Raw genomic sequence first — 21046 nt, 5'->3', positions numbered from 1 at the left:
TGGAGCCCGGATAGGCATTGGTTAGTTATGCAAAAGCTATACCACATTTACCCGCATGTACATCAAAACCCCGCAGGCTCTTTGCGCTGGCGATTCAGCGGGCAACTGGTACCCTAGGCGCTTTATTCATGGGGTACCCAAGATGACGTTTGATGTGGTGGTGATCGGCGCAGGTGCCGCCGGCCTAATGTGCGCGGCGCAAGCGGGCTATGCCGGGCGTCGTGTACTGCTGCTCGATCATGCGAATAAAGCGGGTAAAAAAATTCTTATGTCCGGTGGCGGACGCTGTAACTTTACCAATCTCGCCACCACCCCACAGCACTTTTACTCGGAAAATCCTTATTTCAGCATCTCGGCACTTAAGCGCTATCGCCCTGAGCATTTCGTCGAACTCATCGAACGCCACGGCGTTGAATACGTGGAAAAAGCCCCCGGGCAGCTATTTTGCGCCTCTTCGGCCAAAGACGTGGTTCGCGTTTTGCTCACCGAATGTGAGTGGGCGGGCGTAGAAGTACGGCTGAAAACGCAAATTGAAAGCGTCGAGCGCCAAGGAGAGGGCATGCGCTTGATGACATCCGCAGGCCGGATTGATGCCGGCGTGGTGGTGATCGCCAGCGGCGGGCTGTCGATTCCTACCATGGGGGCGACCGGGTTTGGCTATGAGATTGCCCGCCAGTTCGGGCTCGATGTGCTGCCGACGCGCCCCGCACTAGTGCCGTTCACCCTGAGCGAGCCGTGGAAGTCACGCTTTGCCGAGCTTTCAGGCGTTAGCCTCGAGGTATCGGTGAGTTGCCGAGAAAAGCAGTTTCGTGAGCCGATGCTCTTTACCCATCGCGGCGTTTCAGGCCCGGTGATGCTGCAGATTTCGAGTATCTGGCAGCCTGGGGACACGCTGATGCTTAACCTGCTGCCCGATGAGGATGTTGCCACAACGCTGCGCGAGGCCCGTGATACCACCCCCAAACGGCAGCTTTCGACCTGGTTAGGCGAGCGCTTTCCCAAGCGCTTAGCGCAGGCGCTTATGGCGTGGTACGCGTCTGCCCAGGAGAGCCGGCCGCTTGCCCAGTACAGTAATGTCGAGCTGGATAGTTGGGCGGCGCGACTGAATGCATGGGCGCTGAAGCCCTCGGGCACGGAAGGGTGGCGCACGGCGGAGGTCACGCTGGGGGGTGTGGATACCGCGGCGATCTCTTCTAAAGACTTCAGCGTGAAAGCGTTGCCTCAGCTGCGTTTTATTGGCGAAGTGCTTGATGTGACGGGCGAACTTGGCGGTTTCAACTTCCAATGGGCGTGGGCAAGTGGTGTGGCATGCGGGCAGGCGTGCTGAACACTGGCCTATTGGGTCAGTCGCTTAAGTTTTTTCAACGCCACGTAGCCGGTAAGGGCGCGCTTGCCGATATAGATGAGCCGGTCGGGCTGGCGTAACACTTTCCACGCGACAATGCCGCCAAGCAGGGTCAGTGGGGTTTTATAGCGGGCGAGCCGTTGCCAGGTGGCGTCTAACGGGGCGCCTGCACGTTGCAGGCGCAAACCTTCCACCATCATGTCGATACGCTGCTGCTCTAAGCGGTTTAATAGCTCTTGTTTGCGTTCAGCACGCGACAGGGCTTGCGTCTCAGCGTTTCTCTTGCGGCTCGGCATCGTCGTCTAGCTCCATTAGCGCTCGGTCTGTCGAGAGTTGATTCAGCGTCTCTTTTAGCAGCGTGTGACGTCTCGCTTGGCGAATAGCGATGATACCCAGTATGAGGCTGGCGAAAAGCAAAACACCGGCGCTTACGCCAATCGCCGCGATGCGGTAGCTGTCCCAAAAGAGAATAATCACTAGCGCTGTGAGTGTGGCCACTCCCAGAAGCAACAACAAGAGACTCGCACCGGCAAGCAGAATGAGCGTAAGTAAGCGGGCGCGCTCTTCTTCTAATTCCAGAACCGCTAAACGCAATCGCGTTTCGCCGTTGGCAAGCAGCGTGGTAAGGAGACGTTTGGCGGCGGCGAATACGCGCTGGCTAGGCCCTAGCGCCATTATTTACGCCCAAGCAGCAATCCTACGACAACGCCGGCAGCCGCGCCGAGGCCAATGCTAGTCCATGGGTTTTCATGCACGTAGCGATCGCAACAGTCCGCTTGCGATGAAAGCGTGTCACGCGTGTCGTGATAGATCTTTTCACCGCGGGCTTCCAAGCGAGCGCGCGTGTCTTTGAGACGCCGTTCAGCGCGAGCACGTAGGTCGCTCATTTCAGAGCTTGCGTCTTGGGCCGTAGCGTTGACCAGTTCTTCAACGGTGTCGCTAAGCTGGCGCAGATCCTCTTTAAGCTGTTCAGACTGAGCAGAGTAGTTAGACGGACGTTTTGCCATGAGGTCTTCCTTTGACGGTCGGTATTTACGTGAATGTCACTTTAAGCATAGCAGTCACAGTGAATGAGACAAGACGGACACTAGCGATTTAAGCCGCTGGGGGTAAACAGCGGATTTAAGCTAAAGCCAACGCTTAACCGATGTACCCGGTGGTCGTAATCAATCAAGCTCTCGCCGTAGCCGTAATAGTACTGCACGTGTGCCCGCAGGTTATTAAACGTGGGCCAGCTGTAATCAATTTGGGCGCCGTGATGGCCCTTGCTGGGGTTACCACGCCACTGCGCGATAATTTCGTGATTGTGATTAAGCCGTTTCGCAAGGCTAATATCGCCATACCCCATGTAGTGGTGAATGTTGGGGTTATCATCCTCGCTTGCCGCTTCGGGAATGCGCCAGTAAGGAGAGAGCATAAACGCCCAATCGCCGCGCTGAAAAATGCTTTCGAGATAGATTCGATTCCAGCTGCGGGACAGCGGGTCAGAGCGACCGTTGGACTGATGGTTCAAGGCAAGGCGGTTTCGCGCGTTCACCCAGCCGAATACGCTCCAGGCGTTATCAAAGTCGATGAAAAGCTCTGGCTCGTAATTGGTTTCACGAAAGGGGGACGATGCCTCTGTGTTAAAGGCTTGCCACCAACTGCGCTGTGTGTAACCAAAGTAAAGATCCCCGTGGCCAAGAAAAAGTCCGCTTGCAATGTCTACTTTGGTGCTGAACTGGAACTTTAACTCCGTCGGGCTTGGCGCCGTGTCGGGCTCGATAGCGCGAAAGCTGTCGCGGTTCGGGTTGGTGTTGTAGCTAAGGGGAAGCAAATAGTTGGTGCGATGCGTGGTAATCGAAAAGGGGTTACGGTTGGAGGCTTGCTCTAAATCACGCCGCTCGTTGATATCCTCGATGGCGACCGCCTGCTCCCTGGTTGCCGCTTGGGTTGTATCGGCGTACTTAAAAAATGTCTGCTGAGCGCCATCCTCCGCTGGGTTTTCCAAGGCATCAAGCTCGGCTTGCAGCGCGTTTAGCTCGCTATTGAGCGCTTGTATACGCGCTTTAATGGCCTGGGCCTCACGCTCGGTTTCTTGTGCACTGACTTCAAACGCCACAACCAGCGTCATGGCAATAAGCGTCGCTAACCATCGAAAACGGGTAACCATGTTAATGACTCGTATTGAGGGGATGGCAAATGCCAAGGTTGTTTCTATCACGCTGCCCTGTGATGTCAACTCATCTCGATTGCGCTGACGAAAGTAAGCGCTGACAATACGCTCGAGCGCTGCTTATAAGCGCCTTCATAAAGGGGGGAGGGGGTGGGCAAAGTTTTTGGCTGGCGGCGTCCTGTTTTTTTGTGTGTGCTTTATCTAAGTCTGAGCTTTTTGTCCAACGCGACGTGGGCGGTCACTTTGGACGGCGTGCCTTCCAAGGAGGTGCTGCGCGAGCGTTTAGAGCCGTTAACGCAAAGCGATAGCGAGCTAAGCGCTGAGCAAACACGCCATAAGGCCGCGCTTGAAGCATCGCTGCAAGCCTATGATCGTTTAGCCACCTTCAAAGCGCGCCTTGAAACGTTGGAGCAGCGTATCGCGAGTGCTCCCGGTGAGCTGCGACGCTTGGAAAGTGCGATCAAACAGATGGCGCAAGACCCGGGGCAACCCTCGATGGCGCAGTTAAGTGAAAAGCCGCTTGATGTGCTTGAAGCGGAACAGGCCCAAGCGGTCACCGCGCTGCAGCAGCAACAAAACCAACTGGCGGAAATAAATGCACAATTATTGGCCGCGCAAGCATTACCGGAGCGGGCACAGCAAGCGATCGTTTCTGCGCTACAGCGCGTGGAGCGTTTGCGCCGGGAGCATGACGCTCACGCATCCCGCTTGGCTGATCGCCAGCTTTCCGAGTCGCAAGATCCAGAGCTGATCCAGATTCGGTTAGAACGCGCGGTGGCAGAGCGCGAAATCAGCTTTCATCAGCGCGAATTAAGTTCGAACAGTCTTCTTCGCGAGATAGCTCAAGAGCGGCAGGAGCTCATTGCCCTGCAGATTGCCCACCAAGAAATATACCTTGAGCGGCTGCAAGGGGAGATCGAGCGTAAACGGCGACTTTTGTCCGAGCAAGCGATTGCCGATGCCGCAAGAGATGACCCACTGATTGCGGGGGGGCATCCGGTGGTTGCCCGTGCGCAGCAGGTCAACCAAACGCTGAGCTTAGAGCTATTACAGGCAACTGATCGAGCCAGCAGCATAGTGCGGGAAAATATGGAGACCCAGCGGCAACTCGATAATATCCGCCAGCTTCAACGCACGCTAAACGAGCAAATCGACGCGATTCGGGGCAGTCAGCTGTTGTCGAGGATTCTTCGCGAGCAGCGCCAGGCACTGCCGGACGTTACCACGCGGCGCGAACTGCAAGATGAGATTGCTGATTTGCGCTTAAAGCAGTTCGACCTGATTCGCCAGCGGGATCAGTTGCGCCAAGGCGAGCGGCTTGCCTCGCAACGCCTGCAAGAGGCTGGCGTTGAGGTCACGCCAGGTTTGGTGGACTCCCTGACACGCCTCTATCAGTCGCGGCGGGAACTGGTTGAGCCACTTGAGCAGGCCTATGGCACGCTGTTGAGTGCGGCCATTGAGCTTCAACTCAACCATCAGCAACTTGTTTACACCACGCGCGAGCTGCGCGAAACCATTGATGAGCAGCTGTTCTGGGTAGCCAATAGCCGACCGCTTGATATGAATTGGTTACGTAGCTTACCCGACTATCTGCAGAGTGAATGGTCCGAAGGGGAGTGGCGTTCAGTCGTGGCGTCGCGCTTTTCCATTGAGGCTTGGAAGGGTGAGGCTTGGAAGGGGGTAAGCGGTGGGCCACTGCTGCTGTTAGCGGCTGTACTGGTGGCCCTGCGGCGGCGGATTAAAAAACGCTTGGCGGTGCTGCATGCGCAAATTGGTCGGCTGAAAAGCGATACCCAACTACATACGCCCAAAGCCGTGTGCTTAAACGTGCTCTTGGCGCTGCCGGGAGGGTGTTTGCTGGCTGGATTGGGTCTTGGTTTGCAGGCCCCGGCATTGATACAGCTCGCGCTGCTGTGGGGAGTGATTGCGTTGGGGCGGCGTTTATTGATGACAGATGGCGTAGCTGAGCGCCATTTCAATTGGCCCGCGGCTTATAACGCCCGTGTAAGGCGTTTACTCACTGGGCTGGGGATCGCCCTGATTCCGGTGGTCTCGATCGCGGCGATGACCGAGGCCATACAAACCCCGTTAGCGATGCGTCCAACGGCGTTTGCGCTCTTTATGCTGGGGCTTTTGGCCATGAGCTTGTTGTTGGCAAAGCTGGTGTTGGCCCATGTGCCTTTTTTCGGGGTGAATCTGTTGCGCCTTGTGCTGGGGATGTCGATGGCGGTAATCCCGCTTGTGCTATTGGGTATTGTCGCGTGGGGCTATGAATATACGGCGCTTAAGCTGATTGAGCGCTATGTGGTGTCGCTCTACATTTTGGGTTTGTGGGTGGTCGTAGAAGCCACGGCAGTGCGCAGTTTGGCCGTAGCTGCTCGGCGTCTGGCTTACCGTCGTGCTTTAGCCCGACGCAGTGCGCAAGTTCAAGAGGGGGCCGAGGGCGGGCTAGAAGTCGTGGAGGAGCCGCCGCTGGATATGGAGCAGATCAACACACAATCGCTGCGTCTTTCGCGGCTAATCCTGCTGCTGGCATTCTCCGCACTTTTGTACGTCGTTTGGGCTGATTTGTTGGGGGTGTTGAGATATCTGGATCAGGTTACCCTACTAGAGGCGGCGGAAGGGGAGCTGGTGGAAAATGTACTCTCCATGTCGGATCTGTTTACGGCGCTATTGATTGTCGGGATTACCTTTATCATGGCGCGTAACCTGCCGGGGCTTTTAGAAGTCATGGTGCTCTCGCGTCTGGCGCTAAAGCAGGGCAGTGCCTATGCCATCAGCTCGCTACTCTCTTACACGATTGTGGGTACCGGTGTGGTGATGGCGCTCGCCACGCTTGGCGTTTCGTGGAACAAGCTGCAGTGGCTGGTGGCCGCGCTTAGCGTTGGCTTAGGCTTTGGGCTGCAAGAGATTTTCGCCAATTTCATTTCCGGTTTGATTATTCTGTTCGAACGCCCAATTCGCATCGGGGACACGATTACATTGGGGAACCTGCATGGCACGGTGAGCCGGATTCGCATTCGTGCCACCACGGTGACCGATTTCGACCGTAAGGAAATCATTATCCCCAATAAAACCTTCGTCACCGACCAGTTGATCAACTGGTCGCTATCGGACAACGTGACCCGAGTAGTGCTCACATACGGCGTCTCTCACGGCTCGGATTTACCTAAAGTCCATGAGTTGCTGCACCAGGCGGCTGCAGAAAACTCCCGTGTTTTAAGCGACCCGGAGCCGCAAGTCTTCTGTCTCAGCTACGGGCCTCATAGCCTCAACTTCGAGCTGCGCATTTTTGTTAATGACCTGCTTGATCGCCTATACGCCGCCGATGAAGTGAACTGCCGTGTCGACGAGTTGTTTCGTGAGGCGGGTATACGGGTCGCTTTTGAACAAATGGACGTATGGCTGCACGGCGACGAAACAGCCCCTGTGCGCGTGCAGTCCGTTACGCTTGGTGGTGAGCCAAGTGGCTAGTCTTTAATGGCATGGAGCAAAAATTCCCGATTACCATCGCCGCCGGTGATCGGGCTCTCCTGCCAGTGGGCGATGGCAAAACCGCACGCAGCACAGGCCGCGCGAAGTTTCTCTTCCACCTCGCGGTAGCGGCGAGGGTCGCGCACCACGCCACGCTTATCCAGCGCCGCAGGGTCAAGCTCGAACTGCGGCTTCACCAGGGAAATCAGCTCGCCACCCGCCGACAGCAGCGCGGCGATTTCCGGCAGGATTAAGGTTTGCGAAATAAAAGAGACATCCATCACCGCTATGTTGAGGGGATGCGTTTTTAGCGTGTCCGCAAGTGCTGGATGGTCGCGCATGGCGCGGGCGTTGATGCCCTCCAAACAGGTGACGCGAGGATCGTCGCGCAGTGAAGGCGCCAGCTGCCCATGGCCGACTTCGATACCGATCACGTGTCGCGCGCCAACGCGCAGGGCGCAGTCACTAAAGCCGCCGGTGGACTGCCCGACATCGAGCACCACCTGACCATCGAAACGCTTATTCAGCGCACTGAGTACGGCTTCAAGCTTGAGCCCCGCCCGTGAGACGTAGCGCTCCTCCGGGTCGTCTTCCACCTGTAGTGGCGTGTCATCCGGCAGTTTTTCGCTAGCTTTGGTCAGTATGGCGTGGGTATCCAGACGCGAGACGCGTCCATGGCGGATGAGCCGCTGGGCGCGTGTGCGAGACGTGGCCAGCCCTTGGCTTACCAGCAGTTGGTCGAGGCGTGGCATGGCTTATTCTGTGGATCCGTCCGAAGGGGGAGGCGAAACGGGGCCTTCGTCGGCTTGTCGCTCGGCGGGGGGGATGCGATCGCTGCCCCAGCTGCGGTACAAATACCCTTTCACGCGTTCAAGCTCGTCCTCGCTAATGGTGGCTAACTCACCGCTCTCCAGTGGGTCGAAGTGGTAAATATAGAGCCGTGAGGCAAACTGCTCAAAAAGTAGCGAGGCCTCGCCGAAGCGTTCACCATGACCGGCTGTGCTCACCACAACATCGTCACCCCAGTCTTGGCCACTGTCGTTATTGGGGTTGTAGAAGTAGATACGCATCTGGCCTTCAGGGTCGAGCGAGGCGCGTAAAATGGTAATGGCGTGCCAGCCGATAAAGCGCGCGGCGCTGTCGGTGACCGCAATGCCCGCAGGCTGCGGGTGTATGAGCGGTTGATTGCCATTGTAGTAAGGGTGGTAGCTCGCGTAGAAATGGCGTAAAAATTCGTCTACGCCGGTGAGCTGGCCGGTACCCACGTCGACGTTGATACGAAAGCCCCGGCCCGACCACCAGCCGTGAAACTCGGGGTTCACCCAGCGGTGTGGATCGCCATCGCGGAAGATGCAGCGACGCCCCATTTCGGCATAGATGCGATCGAGGTGCGGCACCACAATCAGCGACACCGGGTCAAGGTCTATCGGCAGCTCAGTGGCGACGCCCGTTAGGCTAGCCATCGAAGAGATAGGCTGGCCCTCAAAGTGCATGATGATCTCGTCGTCCCGTGCTGCCCAAGCGACCATTTGCAACAGATAGTCGGGGTCGTTGTAGGCCCACATCGAAAGCGCGCGGGCGGATTGGCAGGTGGGGTTATTCCCTTGGCCCACGCCCAAAGGCTGGCCGAGCATGCACATCACGCCTTCGAGGAGTCGCGCGCGTGGGGAGGCGGTTTCGCCGAAGGCAATATTGAGCCGCGCTTGTGACCATTCGGAGAGCTTTAACCCTAGCTGGCGCCACATGGCCGGTGCCACGGGCGGCTGGTAGAGAATGCCTCGCTCTAGCATCAAGGCAAGGCCGTATACCGCTTGCGGGGTGGAAGGATAAACGCCACCGCGAATCAGCGCATGCACCAGTTCGCGGTAGCAAAGCAAGCAGTCGCGCCCGGTGGAGGAGAGGCCCAGCGCCTCGGAGACAAGATGATCGCCCGATTCCAGCAAGTGGCGCAGTAGCACCGGGTGGTAGGGCGAGACCAAGCCGGTGTCGTGCATGGCGCGGGCAAAACCGGTCGCTTCGGCTTGCAGCGCCGCATTATCCATACGCTCGAGGCGGTCGCGATAAATGCCGACCCCAGGGTCCTCCTGGCACGCTTGTGTGGGGCCGTAGAGCGAGCTCACCAGGCGCGCCGCCCCTTGGCCGCTGGCGCCAAGGTCGATCTCCGGGTTGGTCTGACACAAGGCGATCTGGGTGATCATCAACTTGATGGCATCCACCTGAATGGGGCGCTGTTTCAGGATGCGCCAGATTTCATCAATAAGCTGATCGACAATGTGTTCGTAACCGATACGCTCGGCCAAATGCTGGAACAGTTGGCGTGAGATATTGGCGAGCTTACCCTGGGTTTCACGCTCGGCTTCTGTGGGGGCGGAAAACAGCAGCCAGAGGTTGATCGCCATGACCTGGGTCAGGTAGTGGTGAGCGTGCTCGGCAGAAACGCTGTCGTGGGCGTAATTGCCTTTGGCCACGGCCAGAAGGCGTAGCTCGCTCAATGCTTCGATCACTACCATGTTGGCGTCGGGACTTTTCAGCGCATACGTGGTGAGGGATGGCACAAGGTACTGCGGCGTTTCCCAGTCGGAACCACTAAACACGCCGGCTTCTTCCAGCTCAGCGGCGCGCGCTTCTATGGCCTCACACCCGCCTGGCTCAAGCAGGACCTGCCGGGCAGACTCCATCATTTGGGGCAATTTTGCTGCTTTGGAAAATGCGGGCTCTTGCGCGAGCTGGTGAATCGCATCGTCCAGCTTATCGACTAGCAAATTACGTTTATCGTCCCTCTGGGGAGACGTATCGTTTTCCGACGTCACGGTGACTCCTTATCCCAGCCAGTGGGGGAATTATACATAGAAGTCTCGTTCTTCTTGATGTTTTAACAAGTCGCGGATGCTTTGCACCGTCATAAGGCGTAATGCCCCAGGTTCGCACGTAACGCTTTTGGGCGCCACAAGCCGAGCTATGGTAGGCTAGCAGGCCTGATCATGGTCAATAGAGGACTGGGCCAAGATGGCGGCCAAGCCGATTTACCGCGTCGTCGTACACCAACAAGGTGAAGTGTGGGAACTCTATGTTCGCGAAATTTTTCAAAGCGAACTATGGGGGTTTATTGAAGTGGAAGAGTTTGTCTTCGCCGATGCCGGTCGCATGGTGATTGACCCGGCCACCGAGAAGCTTGAGCGCACGTTTGAAGGCGTTACTCGCAGCTATTTGCCGCTGAATGCCATCGTGCGCATTGACGAAGTTGAGCGAGAAGGTCAACTTAAAGCGGTTAAAAGTGATGCTCGTGTGGCAGAGTTTCCGCGCCCCTTCCCCATGCCACCACGAAACGAGTGAGGCGGCGCCAGAGGCGGCGCAGCGCTTTGTATAAAGGTCCATAACGTTTAAGGCACTGTTTATGCGAGTGACAACCTATCGTTTGCGCGCCGCTGCCATGGCGCTTGGTATCGGGCTTAGCGTCGTAAGCGCTACCACCGTCGCTCAATCGGGGAGTACCGCCTGGGTGTCCGATGAGCTGAGCACCTACGTGCGTAGTGGCCCGACCGATGGCTATCGCATTGTAGGTACGCTGACCGCCGGGGAGCAGGTTGAGGTGCTCGAAACCAGCGGCGATTACACCCGCGTGCGCGATGGAGACGGCGATACCGTATGGGTGTTAAGCAACGAGCTTCAAGACTCCCCGAGCGCAAGTGAGCGATTGCCTGAGTTGGAGGCGCAGGTAGCGGCGCTGACGGCAGAGCTTGCGGGTATCAACGAGGAGTGGGAGCAGCGCGTCGTCTCAATGAGAGAAACCCTTGAGGTGCGCGAAGCGCGAATTGATGAGCTAGAGGCCCGCAATGCGGCCCTAGTTCAGGAATCCGATGAGCTGCGTCAAGAAGTCCGCTCGCTCAAGGCGCGCCTTGATACCCAAGAGGAAGATCTGCTGCTGCGCTACTTTATGTACGGCGGTGGGGTCGCTGGTGCCGGGCTGGTGGTGGGTTTGATTGTGCCGCACTTGCCGCGTCGACGTAAAAAACGCGACCGTTGGTTTCAGTAAGGAGAGTCTGAATGCGCGAGCAGTGGCTAAAGCGCTGGCGTGAAGGGCGCATTGGCTTTCATTTGGCCCAAACCCATCCCGCGCTGGTGCGCCACTGGAAAGCGCTTGAAATACCCAGCCGCGCCAAGGTGCTGGTGCCGCTGTGTGGCAAAAGCCTTGATATGCGCTGGCTCGCCGAGCAAGGTCACCCGGTGTTGGGCGTGGAGCTTGCGCCCGAGGCGATCGAGCAGTTTCTCGCTGAGCGTCGCGGAGAAGTGTCGCGCTATCGGCAAGCCGGTTTTGATATTGCCCGGCAAGGCAGCGTTGAGCTATGGCAGGGCGATTTTTTTCACCTGCACATCCAGCAGGTAGATGAAGTGGAGGCGTTTTACGACCGCGCCTCGCTGATTGCGCTGCCACCGGCCACTCGGCGTCGCTACGCGTTTCATCTTGCGCAGCTGGTGCCCCCCGGTGCCAAAGGGCTACTGATCAGCCTTCACCATGATGCCGGGGAGTCCGGCCCGCCCTACCATGTTAGTCACGCCGAGATTGATGAGCTGTTTAGGCCGAATTTCCGCTTGGAAAAGTGGGAAGAGGGAGCGCCCGACGCGCGTGGCTTCACGGAGAGTGTCTGGGCGCTAGAGCGACGTGGGCCGCGTGAATAGGCTCTGCTGATATAGATCCTATCGTGCCAGCAGCTTGGCAAGGTCGCGATCGCTGAACGCACGATTCAGCCCGTCGCTTAATAAATCATTCAGCATGCGCGTATTGGCGGCTTCGCCGGGTTTAACCGCGAAGCTCTGGGTGCGCCGCGAGGTGTAGGTGCCGGTATAGGTCGTGCCTTTGTGCTGGGCGATAGCGCGAAAAACGCCTTCAAGCCGGGCTTCATCCAGCACTGGCTGGCTGCTGTCCCCATGCAGATAGTCAAGGCGTGCCAACTCCAGAATCAACAAGGGACGACCCTCGGCTTCTTCGGTCGTGGGCGAGAAGCCCATATCGCGCACGGCGCGTTCGGCTTCTTGCTGTAAGCGCGGTATTAGCTCGTGACTGCTAACGGTGATCGTGGCGGTGGACATGCCCGTATGGCTGCGTCGACCAATCACATCCGATTCACGGCCGTCTTGGGCAATGACCGTCACGCTTTGCCCTTGCCCGGTTTGGGGCACATCGACACTGCGGGTGGGGGAGAGCGTAAGGTAGTGGGGGCTAGCGCAGCCGGCAAGCCAGAGGCTCGCCAGGAGTGCGCACAAGAGTTGGATGCCACGTGTGACGATACTGTGTGTGATGAAGTGACGCCGATGCATGGTGATCTCCGTTTGCAACGCTTTCGAGTCGCGCGACGTTAAAGGGAAGTAGGCCTTCGGCGTCATTATACTGTCATTGCGTATCAACCATCACGCTGCGCGTGCAGCGGCTTCATGGGCGGAGGTCTCATCCTCGAAGCGGTGCCACTGGCGTGGGTGAGCGTAGAGACGTAGCCCGCGGCGTAGGGATAAGCGCTCGAAATCGGCGTGGCGCACGGTGGCAAGCCACGGCTTTGCCAGCCAGTCCGCTTCGAGTTCCACCCGTACTTCGGCACCCACCGGTGAAATGGCGGTAATGGTGACCGGTAGGTGGCTCTCGGCGGAAGGCGACTCTGCCAGGCGCACCTCGTGTGGGCGCAGCAACAGCTCCTCGTGGCCATCGGGCAGGTCAACGTTCAAACGCGCGTCGCCGCAGGTGAGGACACCATCGCGCACGCGGCCTTCCAGGTGGTTTACATCACCCAGAAATTCAAACACAAAGCGATTTTTCGGTGCGCGGTAGAGCGCTTCCGGCGAATCGACCTGCTCGATGCGGCCGTTGCTCATCACCACCACCCGGTCGGAGAGCTCAAGCGCTTCTTCCTGGTCGTGGGTGACAAACACGCTGGTGAAGTTAAGCTCATCGTGCAAGTGACGCAACCAGCGGCGCAGCTCCTGACGCACCTTGGCATCCAACGCCCCAAACGGTTCGTCCAGCAGTAACACATCGGGCTTTACTGCCAATGCGCGCGCAAGCGACACCCGCTGCTGTTGACCGCCGGAAAGCTGGGCCGGATAGCGGTTCGCTAGGTGCTCCAGTTTAACCATTTCCAGCAGACGGAATACCCGCGAACGGATTTCTCCGCTGCTAGGGCGCTGCTTGCGTGGCATCACCGTGAGGCCAAAGGCGACGTTATCGAATACCGTCATGTGACGAAACAGGGCATAGTGCTGAAATACGAACCCGATACGGCGGTCGCGCACGTGGACATGGGTCACATCGCGCTCGCCAAACAGAATCTTGCTGGACTCGCGCGCGCGGTCGGCATCTTCCAGCCCGGCGATAATCCGCAGCAGGGTGGTTTTGCCCGAGCCTGAAGGGCCCAAAAGGCCAACCAGTTCGCCTTCGTGGATATCCAGGTTGATCGGTTCCAGCGCTCGGGTGGCGCCGAAGTGTTTGCCAATATTGTGTAAGCGAATGCTCATGCAAGTGCCTCCCGGCGCGATGCGCGCCACTCAAGGCCAGCTTTGGCGGCCAGTGTCAGTAGGGCAATGAGGGCCAATAGGGCGGCGCTGGTGAAGGCGCCAACGGTGTTGTAATCCTGGTAAAGCTGCTCTAAGTGCAGCGGCAAGGTGTTGGTTTGGCCGCGAATCGCGCCGGAAACCACCGATACCGCACCAAATTCACCCACGGCCCGGGCATTGGTCAGAATCACGCCGTACAGCAGCGCCCAGCGAATGTTAGGCAGCGTGACGCGCCGAAAGGTGGTCCAGCCACGGGCGCCGAGGGTGACCGCTGCTTCCTCTTCGCGTGACCCTTGCGCCTGCATCAAGGGAATCAGTTCGCGGGCAACAAACGGGCAGGTGACAAACACCGTCACCATCAAGATGCCGGGCCAGGCGAACATGAGCTGAATATCGTAGCTATCCAGCCAGGTGCCCATCCAGCCGTTGCGCCCGTAGAGCAAGAGGTAAATAAGACCCGCCACCACCGGCGAGACGGCAAAGGGGATATCGATCAGCGTTTGCAAAACGCGCCGGCCGGGGAAGCTAAAGCGTGTCACCAGCCACGCCAGCGCGACGCCAAACACCAGGCAGATCGGAATGGTCATCAGCGCCACGGCGAGTGTCAGGCCAATGGCGTGCAGCGTATAAGGGTCGCTGACGTTGGCCCAGAATACACTGACGCCCTGGGAAAACGCCTGGGCGAAAATCGCTACCAGCGGCAGTAGCAGAAACAGCGCCGATAGCAGTACCGCCGCGCCAATCAGCGCGCGGCGCACCGCTGGGGCATCACCGATGCGACGCATTAACCCTTTCCTCCGTGTAGGCGACGAATAAAGCGGCCTTGCCAAACGTTAATAGCAAGCAGAAGCGCAAGCGATACAAAGAGCACGACCGACGCGATCGCCGAGGCGCCTGCGTAGTCATACTCCTGGAGTTTGACGAAGATCATCAGGGCGGTGATTTCGGTCTCGTAGGGTGTATTGCCGGCGATGAAAATGATCGCGCCGAACTCGCCCAGCGAGCGCACGAACGCAAGCCCGGTGCCGGTGACAATGGCGGGCCACAGGTGGGGAAGAATCACGCGACGGAACGCGGCGCCATCGCGTGCGCCCAGCGACATCGCGGCTTCGTCCACCTCGGTGGGCATATCCTCCAACACGGGCTGCACCGTGCGCACCACAAAAGGAATACTGGTGAACGCCATGGCCAGCGCAATGCCAACCCAGGTGTAAGCCACCTGAAATCCGAGTGGCTCCAGCAGACGCCCCATCCAGCCATTACTGGCGTAGAGCGTGGCGAGCGTGATACCGGCAACCGCCGTGGGCAGCGCAAAGGGCAAGTCCATTAACGCATCTAAAAGGCGCTTACCCGGGAAGTCGTAACGCACCAGGACCCAGGCCAGCAGCAGGCCGAAGATTGCGTTCACTATCGCGGCGACCGCCGCTGCCCCGATAGTGACCATGTAGCTCGCTACGACGCGGCCTTCGGTCACAATCGCCCAGTATTCCGCGAGGCTTAGCTCGGCCAACTGGCCAAACAGGCCCGTCATGGGCAGCAGCAAAACCAGCGAAATAAACAGCACGCTGATGCCCATGGAGAGGCCGAAGCCCGGCAGTACCCGTTTCGAGCGGTTAATTCGAAGGCTAAGGGTGGCGCTCATGGGTGACCTCAACGGCGCTGGAGCTGGTCGAGAAGGCCGCCGCTGCCGAAGTGCGTTTCCATGGCGTTATCCCAGCTGCCAAAGACATTTTCGACTTCTAAAAGCTTGGTCTCGGGGAATTGATCGGCAAACTCGGCCACCACGTCCTCGTCGTGCACACGGTAGTTAAAGCCGGCGAGCAGACGCTGCATCTCTTCGGTGTAGAGGTATTCCAGGTAGCTACGCGCCAGCTTCTCGTTGCCGTTGCGCTCGGCGTTTTCCTCGACCACGGCCACCGGGAATTCGGCTAGGATGCTCACCGGCGGCACCACGACTTCGTAGTCGTCGCTGCCGTACTCGCCACGAATGTTGTTGACCTCGGATTCGAAGCTGATCAAGACATCGCCCATGCCGCGCTCGATGAAGCTGGTGGTGGCGCCACGGCCGCCGGTATCGAAGACCACGACATTGCTCAGGAAGGTGCGCATAAAGTCATGAATCTGCTCCTCGTCCCCGTCGAACTGCTGCTCGGCAAAACCCCAGGCGGCAAGGTAGGTATAGCGCCCGTTACCCGAGGTTTTGGGGTTGGGGAAAACGATCTCGACATCGTCACGGGCGAGGTCTTCCCAGCTGTCGATCTCTTTGGGGTTGCCGTCGCGCACCAAAAAAGCGGTGGTGGAGTAGTAAGGCGAGGCATTGTTATCGAAGGCGTCTTGCCAATCTTTCGCGACTAGGCCGGCATCGGCGAGCACTTGCACGTCGGTCACTTGGTTAAACGTCACCACGTCCGCGCGCAAACCCTGCAAAATGGCGCGCGCCTGGGCGGATGAACCGCCATGGGACTGGCTTACCTCAACCGCTTCGCCATGCTCTTCTTGCCACCAGGCTTCAAACTCTGGGTTGATCGCCGCGAAAAGCTCGCGGGCGATATCGTAAGACGAGTTCAATAGCTCGCGCGGCGCTTCCTGTGCCACGGCGGTCGTGGAGGCGCTAGCGGCAATCGCCAGCGCGAAGACGCTGCGACCAAGGTTTTTACCCCATAAACGTTTTTTGCGGGTGGGGAGCTGTTTGGTAGATAGCGGTTTGCTGAGGAATAGCATGATGAGGCTCCTTTGATAGCGTGTGGGCCTGACGTGCTCAGGCTAATAATAGGAAAGGGTAAACCTGCATTTGTGGAATTACAATCGTGATTTATATTCTATTTAAGAATATATGTGTACGGCGTTGGGTGTTACGCCGTGGGGTATATAGGCGCGATGCGATAGCAAACGCAGAACCGAGGGGCTTGGCTCTGGTATCATGCGTTTTTTTGGCTAGACAAGGTTTCCCTCATGACGACCTCCCGCGATTTTGTGATAGCGCCTTCGATTCTCTCCGCGAACTTCGCCCGCCTAGGGGAGGAAGTGGATAACGTTCTCGCTTCGGGAGCGGACTGGGTTCACTTCGATGTCATGGATAACCACTACGTGCCCAATCTGACGATTGGGCCGATGGTGTGTCAGGCGCTGCGCGATCATGGCGTGAGCGCGCCTATCGACGTGCATTTGATGGTCAAGCCGGTGGATCAGCTGATTGGCGATTTCATCGATGCCGGGGCGAGCATGATCACCTTCCACCCTGAAGCGTCCGAACATATCGACCGCTCGCTGCAGCTTATCCGCGACGGCGGATGCCAGGCGGGGCTGGTGTTCAATCCCGCCACGCCGCTGTCGTATCTTGACTATGTGATGGATAAAGTCGATATGGTGCTATTGATGAGCGTTAACCCCGGGTTTGGTGGCCAGGCGTTTATTCCCGGGACACTGGACAAACTGCGCGAGGCGCGGGCCAAAATCGATGCGTCCGGGCGCGATATTCGCCTGGAAGTGGATGGCGGTGTCAAAGTGGACAATATTGCCGAGGTCGCCGCCGCCGGGGCGGATACGTTTGTGGCGGGGTCGGCGATTTTTAACGCCTTCAAATCCGGTGACCCCAACGGTTACGATACGGTGATCCAAGAAATGCGCGCCAAACTCGAAAGCGCCGCGCGCTAGCAAAAGGGAGGGGAGCGCGGTGCATTCATGGCTCAAGGATAAGCGGTTGGTCGCGTTCGACCTGGACGGCACGCTGATCGATTCCGTGCCGGATCTTACCGTGGCGGTACAAAAAGCACTGAAAGACCAAGACTTAACGCCGCCTGAAGAGGCGCACGTTCGCGACTGGGTGGGCAACGGTGCCCCCATACTGATGCAGCGAGCCCTTACCTGGGCGCTGAATGAGGCGCCCTCCAAAGAGGTGCAGGCGCGCAGCTATCAAGGTTTTTTAGCCCACTACGCCGAGGCGCCTAACCGGCTAACGCGGCTTTACCCCGGTGCCTCCGAGGTGCTCTCCACCCTCAAAGAGGCCGGTTTGATACTGGTGCTGGTCACCAACAAGCCCAAGTGCTTTATCGCTCCCATTCTTGAGCACTTTGGGCTCGCGGCGTATTTTGACCTGTGCCTAGGGGGCGATTCACTGGCACGTAAAAAGCCCGACCCGCTGCCGCTTTTGCACGCCGCCAAGCGTTTTGGCGTTCCGGCGAGGGCGTGCGCCATGGTGGGGGACTCGCGCCACGATATAGAGGCCGGTAAGGCAGCGGGCTTCACGACGTTCGCTTTGCCCTACGGCTATAACCACGGCGAGCCGATAGGTGATAGCCATCCCGATATGCTACTCGATACCCTAAGCGATCTGCTTTGTTCAACGACAGGGAAAGCCTGATGATGACCCCGGACTATTTTGCCGAGCTCGCCGAGGCGGGCTACAACCGCATTCCTGTTTCCCGCGACGTACTGGCGGATCTGGACACCCCGCTTTCCACCTACCTTAAGCTCGCCAACACGCCTTGGACGTTTCTGCTGGAATCCGTGCAGGGAGGGGAGAAATGGGGTCGCTACTCGATTATCGGGCTGCCGTGTCACGAGCGCATCGAAGTGCGTGGGTTTAACGTTCACCATATCAAGGATGATCAGAGTCAGGGCGTGACCGAGGTGGACGATCCTTTAACTTGGATTGAGCAGTTCCAGGCGCGTTTTAAGGTGCCCAAACTGGATGATCAGCCGCGTTTTGATGGCGGTTTGGTTGGCTATTTTGGCTATGACACCATCCGCTATATCGAGCCCCGCCTGCGCGGCGTGGAGAAGCCCGATCCTATCGGCGTGCCGGATATCCTGCTGATGGTGTGCAACGATCTGGTGGTGTTCGATAACCTGTCGGGACGCTTGACGCTTTTGACCCACGCCGACCCGGACGTGCCGGATGCGCTGGCGCAGGCCGAGCGCCATCTTGAGCATCTGGAAAGCCGCCTGCGCGATGCCTACTCGCGTCCACAAGGCGGTGGCACGGGGCGCAGTGCGGTCGAGGAGAGTGATTTTGACTCCGGCTTTACCCAGGAGGGCTTTAAAGCGGCGGTGGAGAAAATAAAAGAGTACGTACTCGCGGGTGACATTATGCAGTGCGTGCCCTCTCAGCGCATGACGACGCCGTATCAGGCCGCGCCGCTGGATCTTTACCGCGCGCTGAGAAGCCTTAACCCTTCGCCGTATATGTTCTACCTCAACCTCGATGATCATCAGGTCGTTGGTTCGTCACCGGAAATCCTCACCCGCACCGAAGGGAGCGAGGTCACGGTGCGGCCGATTGCGGGTACGCGCAAACGGGGGAAAACCGAAGAGGAAGACAAGGCGCTGGAAGCAGAGCTCTTGGCCGACCCCAAAGAGCGCGCCGAGCATCTGATGCTGATCGACTTGGGCCGCAACGATGTCGGCCGTATCAGCGAAGTGGGCAGCGTCGAGGTCACCGATCAGATGGTGGTGGAGCGCTACTCGCACGTGATGCATATCGTCTCCAATGTCACCGGTAAGCTGAAACCCGGGCTCACGGCCATGGACGCCCTTCGCGCGACCTTCCCGGCGGGCACGGTGTCCGGGGCGTCGAAAATTCGCGCGCTGGAGATCATCGATGAGGTCGAGCCGGTCAAGCGGGGCATCTACTCGGGCGCGGTGGGATACCTCTCTTGGCACGGCAATATGGATACCGCCATCGCCATTCGCACCGCGGTAATCAAAGATGGTCAAGTACACGTTCAAGCAGGCGCCGGGATCGTGGCGGACTCGGTGCCAGAAATGGAGTGGCAGGAAACGCTAAACAAAGGGCGTGCGCTGTTCCGTGCCGTGGCGATGGCCGAACGCGGGCTGGATAATCTTTAACGCCCCTGCACGCTGCGCCCGCGTTGCAGTATCATGGCTATGCCTTTAGTGATTGACCCAGGAGCGTTAGGTTGCGGCTCGGTAGTAATCCCCGCCATTAATGAGTTGAATAATTTTTATCTGAGGCGTACGTTTAATGTGTCATCTGAATACCCCTGGCGAACTCGTTAGGGGCTTTTTTCAGATGAAAGAGAATTTTGGAGGTCACCATGTCAGCACTGCTTAAACAGGGGCGTCTTATCATTCCTGCACGTAAGGAGGGTGAGCAAGTGAAAGCGCGTCCGTGCCTTGGGGATAAGCAGGCTCAGTTCGAAAAAGCCGGGAAAATGTCGCTGGAGCGGTACGAGAATGCTTACCGCGAGCTTGCCAAGGTATAGGCGGCATGAGCGACTGTGGTTCAGAGAGTGATGGCATCCGCTACCTAGTTGTTCCAGAGCTAATACAGATAAATCAAGAAATGCTAAGGCTCACCCCGGGTGAGCCTTTTGGTATCCGTGATCAGGGTGGATTAGAAAGCGCCCTGCAAAAGCCTTGCATGCATCGGTACTACAATCAAACTGAAGATTTGGCCACTTTGGCGAGCGTATTGGGTATCGTACAGAACCATCCCTTTATGAATGCGAATAAGCGCACTGCGGCGGATGCTGTTTACCGTTTTTTATTGCTGAACGGGTACGAGTTAACAATGCCAGAACAGGACATTGTGCAGCTCTGGGAAGGCGCGGCCATGCATGCCTATAATGAAGAGGATATAGCAAACCTACTCGCCTACTGGGTGCGAGAATACGACTCATCGCGCTTAAATCACTAATCCCGACCCGGCCCCTTCAGACTTTCACTACGTTTCGCCTTCTGCGTCCTCAACGGTAGCATGTTCTGCTTGTTTTTCGCCCAAGATCTCCAGGGCGCACTGCCTGCAAAATTCAGCCAGTGGCGTTATCTCCTGTAAAGGCGTTAGCGTAGCACCAGCCAGCGCCTAGCGTTACAATGATCAGCATTAGCAAAAGGCGCGATGATCAACCTGGGTAACAGGCTGGGTAACGAATGAGCCTTTTGATAGCCGGTTTCAGGAGTTTCAAAGGCTTATGTCGAAAAAAGTAGTCATGCTGGATAATTACGACAGCTTCACATTCAACATCGTCCAGTATCTCGGTGAGCTGGGTGCCGAGGTGCTAACGCATCGCAATGATGAAATTAGCATTGCCGAACTGGAAGCACTGGCGCCAACCCATTTGGTCATTTCTCCTGGGCCTTGCACCCCAAGTGAGGCGGGGCTTTCCATGGAGGTGATTCGTCACTTCGCTGGCAAGTTGCCCATTCTGGGCGTTTGCCTCGGGCATCAAGCCATTGGTCAGGTTTACGGCGGCAAGGTGGTGCGTGCGCCGCAGGTCATGCACGGCAAAACGTCCGTGATTGAGCACACCGGCCAGGGTGTTTTTGCCGGGCTTGAAAACCCCTTAGAAGTTACGCGCTACCACTCGCTTGTGGTGGAGAAAGAGAGCCTGCCCGCGTGTTTGGAAGTCACCGCCTGGACGAGTGACGATGATATTACCCCTGGGCTTATTATGGGGCTTCGCCACCGCGAACTCGATATTGAAGGGGTTCAGTTCCATCCTGAATCCATTTTGACCCGCCAAGGCCATGCGTTACTGGCTAACTTCCTTGAGCGCGCTTAACGGCCATTC

At 57.9% G+C, this 21046-nt stretch carries 22 protein-coding genes; 11 read left to right on the top strand and 11 right to left on the bottom strand.

Features of this window, described 5'->3' with window-relative positions:
* Positions 1-142 precede the first annotated feature (142 nt).
* Positions 143-1327 (top strand): BaiN/RdsA family NAD(P)/FAD-dependent oxidoreductase, encoded by a 1185-nt coding sequence (locus BQ9846_RS05855; protein WP_075879728.1) that lies wholly within the window; start codon positions 143-145, stop codon positions 1325-1327.
* An 8-nt stretch (positions 1328-1335) separates the two neighbouring features.
* Here the strand turns inward: BQ9846_RS05855 and BQ9846_RS05850 are convergent, their stop codons facing one another.
* The 4 genes from BQ9846_RS05850 to BQ9846_RS05835 form a co-directional block, all read right to left on the bottom strand.
* Positions 1336-1641 (bottom strand): YqjK family protein, encoded by a 306-nt coding sequence (locus BQ9846_RS05850; protein WP_075879725.1) that lies wholly within the window; start codon positions 1639-1641, stop codon positions 1336-1338.
* Positions 1616-2020 carry a phage holin family protein gene (locus BQ9846_RS05845; protein ID WP_075879723.1) on the bottom strand — a complete coding sequence of 135 codons (405 nt, stop codon included), beginning with the start codon at positions 2018-2020 and terminating at the stop codon, positions 1616-1618. Before BQ9846_RS05845 ends, BQ9846_RS05850 begins: the two co-directional genes overlap by 26 nt.
* Positions 2020-2352 (bottom strand): ElaB/YgaM/YqjD family protein, encoded by a 333-nt coding sequence (locus BQ9846_RS05840; RefSeq protein WP_075879720.1) that lies wholly within the window; start codon positions 2350-2352, stop codon positions 2020-2022. The genes BQ9846_RS05845 and BQ9846_RS05840 overlap by 1 nt, the downstream gene beginning before the upstream one ends.
* Before the next feature lie 80 nt (positions 2353-2432).
* Positions 2433-3497, bottom strand: coding sequence for a phospholipase A (locus tag BQ9846_RS05835; protein ID WP_075879717.1), 1065 nt, complete (start codon positions 3495-3497; stop codon positions 2433-2435).
* A 195-nt stretch (positions 3498-3692) separates the two neighbouring features.
* On the opposite strand from BQ9846_RS05835, the gene mscK reads away from it, so the two are divergent.
* Positions 3693-6974 carry a mechanosensitive channel MscK gene (gene mscK, locus BQ9846_RS05830; RefSeq protein ID WP_075881660.1) on the top strand — a complete coding sequence of 1094 codons (3282 nt, stop codon included), beginning with the start codon at positions 3693-3695 and terminating at the stop codon, positions 6972-6974.
* Here mscK and BQ9846_RS05825 read toward each other — a convergent pair.
* Both BQ9846_RS05825 and BQ9846_RS05820 read right to left on the bottom strand, forming a co-directional pair.
* A complete protein-coding gene (locus BQ9846_RS05825; protein ID WP_075879715.1) occupies positions 6971-7726 on the bottom strand; it encodes a TlyA family RNA methyltransferase in 756 nt (251 codons plus the stop codon). The genes mscK and BQ9846_RS05825 overlap by 4 nt on opposite strands.
* A gap of 3 nt (positions 7727-7729) precedes the next feature.
* Positions 7730-9784, bottom strand: coding sequence for a transporter permease (locus tag BQ9846_RS05820; protein WP_075879713.1), 2055 nt, complete (start codon positions 9782-9784; stop codon positions 7730-7732).
* 196 nt (positions 9785-9980) lie between these two features.
* On the opposite strand from BQ9846_RS05820, the gene BQ9846_RS05815 reads away from it, so the two are divergent.
* From BQ9846_RS05815 to BQ9846_RS05805, 3 genes are all read left to right on the top strand, one after another.
* Positions 9981-10307, top strand: a complete 327-nt coding sequence (locus BQ9846_RS05815; protein WP_075879711.1) for a DUF1820 family protein — start codon at positions 9981-9983, stop codon at positions 10305-10307.
* A 61-nt stretch (positions 10308-10368) separates the two neighbouring features.
* Positions 10369-11007: a TIGR04211 family SH3 domain-containing protein gene (locus BQ9846_RS05810; RefSeq protein ID WP_075879707.1), complete on the top strand. Its 639-nt coding sequence runs from the start codon at positions 10369-10371 to the stop codon at positions 11005-11007.
* Between the two features lie 11 nt (positions 11008-11018).
* Positions 11019-11651, top strand: coding sequence for a thiopurine S-methyltransferase (locus BQ9846_RS05805; protein ID WP_075879704.1), 633 nt, complete (start codon positions 11019-11021; stop codon positions 11649-11651).
* A gap of 18 nt (positions 11652-11669) precedes the next feature.
* On the opposite strand, the gene BQ9846_RS05800 is transcribed toward BQ9846_RS05805, so the two are convergent.
* From BQ9846_RS05800 to cysP, 5 genes are all read right to left on the bottom strand, one after another.
* The gene (locus BQ9846_RS05800) at positions 11670-12290 is read right to left on the bottom strand and encodes a YajG family lipoprotein (protein ID WP_075881659.1); all 621 of its coding nucleotides are present in this window, start codon (positions 12288-12290) and stop codon (positions 11670-11672) included.
* 90 nt (positions 12291-12380) lie between these two features.
* Complete coding sequence (locus BQ9846_RS05795) at positions 12381-13475, bottom strand: sulfate/molybdate ABC transporter ATP-binding protein (protein ID WP_075879702.1); 1095 nt, start codon at positions 13473-13475, stop codon at positions 12381-12383.
* Positions 13472-14299 carry a sulfate ABC transporter permease subunit CysW gene (gene cysW, locus BQ9846_RS05790; protein WP_075879698.1) on the bottom strand — a complete coding sequence of 276 codons (828 nt, stop codon included), beginning with the start codon at positions 14297-14299 and terminating at the stop codon, positions 13472-13474. The genes BQ9846_RS05795 and cysW overlap by 4 nt, the downstream gene beginning before the upstream one ends.
* Positions 14299-15156, bottom strand: a complete 858-nt coding sequence (gene cysT / locus BQ9846_RS05785) for a sulfate ABC transporter permease subunit CysT (protein WP_075879695.1) — start codon at positions 15154-15156, stop codon at positions 14299-14301. Before cysT ends, cysW begins: the two co-directional genes overlap by 1 nt.
* Before the next feature lie 8 nt (positions 15157-15164).
* Positions 15165-16235 carry a thiosulfate ABC transporter substrate-binding protein CysP gene (gene cysP / locus BQ9846_RS05780; RefSeq protein ID WP_083651486.1) on the bottom strand — a complete coding sequence of 357 codons (1071 nt, stop codon included), beginning with the start codon at positions 16233-16235 and terminating at the stop codon, positions 15165-15167.
* Positions 16236-16466: 231 nt separating this feature from the next.
* On the opposite strand from cysP, the gene rpe reads away from it, so the two are divergent.
* The 6 genes from rpe (at position 16467) to BQ9846_RS05755 (ending at position 21037) form a co-directional block, all read left to right on the top strand.
* Positions 16467-17168: a ribulose-phosphate 3-epimerase gene (gene rpe, locus BQ9846_RS05775; protein WP_075879693.1), complete on the top strand. Its 702-nt coding sequence runs from the start codon at positions 16467-16469 to the stop codon at positions 17166-17168.
* Between the two features lie 19 nt (positions 17169-17187).
* Positions 17188-17874 (top strand): phosphoglycolate phosphatase, encoded by a 687-nt coding sequence (locus BQ9846_RS05770; RefSeq protein ID WP_075879690.1) that lies wholly within the window; start codon positions 17188-17190, stop codon positions 17872-17874.
* A 2-nt stretch (positions 17875-17876) separates the two neighbouring features.
* Complete coding sequence (trpE, locus tag BQ9846_RS05765; RefSeq protein WP_075881657.1) at positions 17877-19361, top strand: anthranilate synthase component I; 1485 nt, start codon at positions 17877-17879, stop codon at positions 19359-19361.
* Positions 19362-19570: 209 nt separating this feature from the next.
* On the top strand, positions 19571-19738 hold the full coding sequence (locus tag BQ9846_RS16760; RefSeq protein ID WP_165697902.1) for a hypothetical protein: 168 nt from the start codon (positions 19571-19573) through the stop codon (positions 19736-19738).
* Positions 19739-19743: 5 nt separating this feature from the next.
* Positions 19744-20172 (top strand): type II toxin-antitoxin system death-on-curing family toxin, encoded by a 429-nt coding sequence (locus tag BQ9846_RS05760; RefSeq protein ID WP_075879687.1) that lies wholly within the window; start codon positions 19744-19746, stop codon positions 20170-20172.
* A gap of 274 nt (positions 20173-20446) precedes the next feature.
* Positions 20447-21037: an anthranilate synthase component II gene (locus BQ9846_RS05755; protein ID WP_075879684.1), complete on the top strand. Its 591-nt coding sequence runs from the start codon at positions 20447-20449 to the stop codon at positions 21035-21037.
* Positions 21038-21046: the final 9 nt, after the last annotated feature.

It is taken from the genome of Vreelandella massiliensis, from assembly GCF_900155385.1.
Taxonomy (GTDB): domain Bacteria; phylum Pseudomonadota; class Gammaproteobacteria; order Pseudomonadales; family Halomonadaceae; genus Vreelandella; species Vreelandella massiliensis.
The sequence above is the reverse complement of the archived record's forward strand: the minus strand, read 5'-3'. Positions and strand labels throughout refer to the sequence as shown.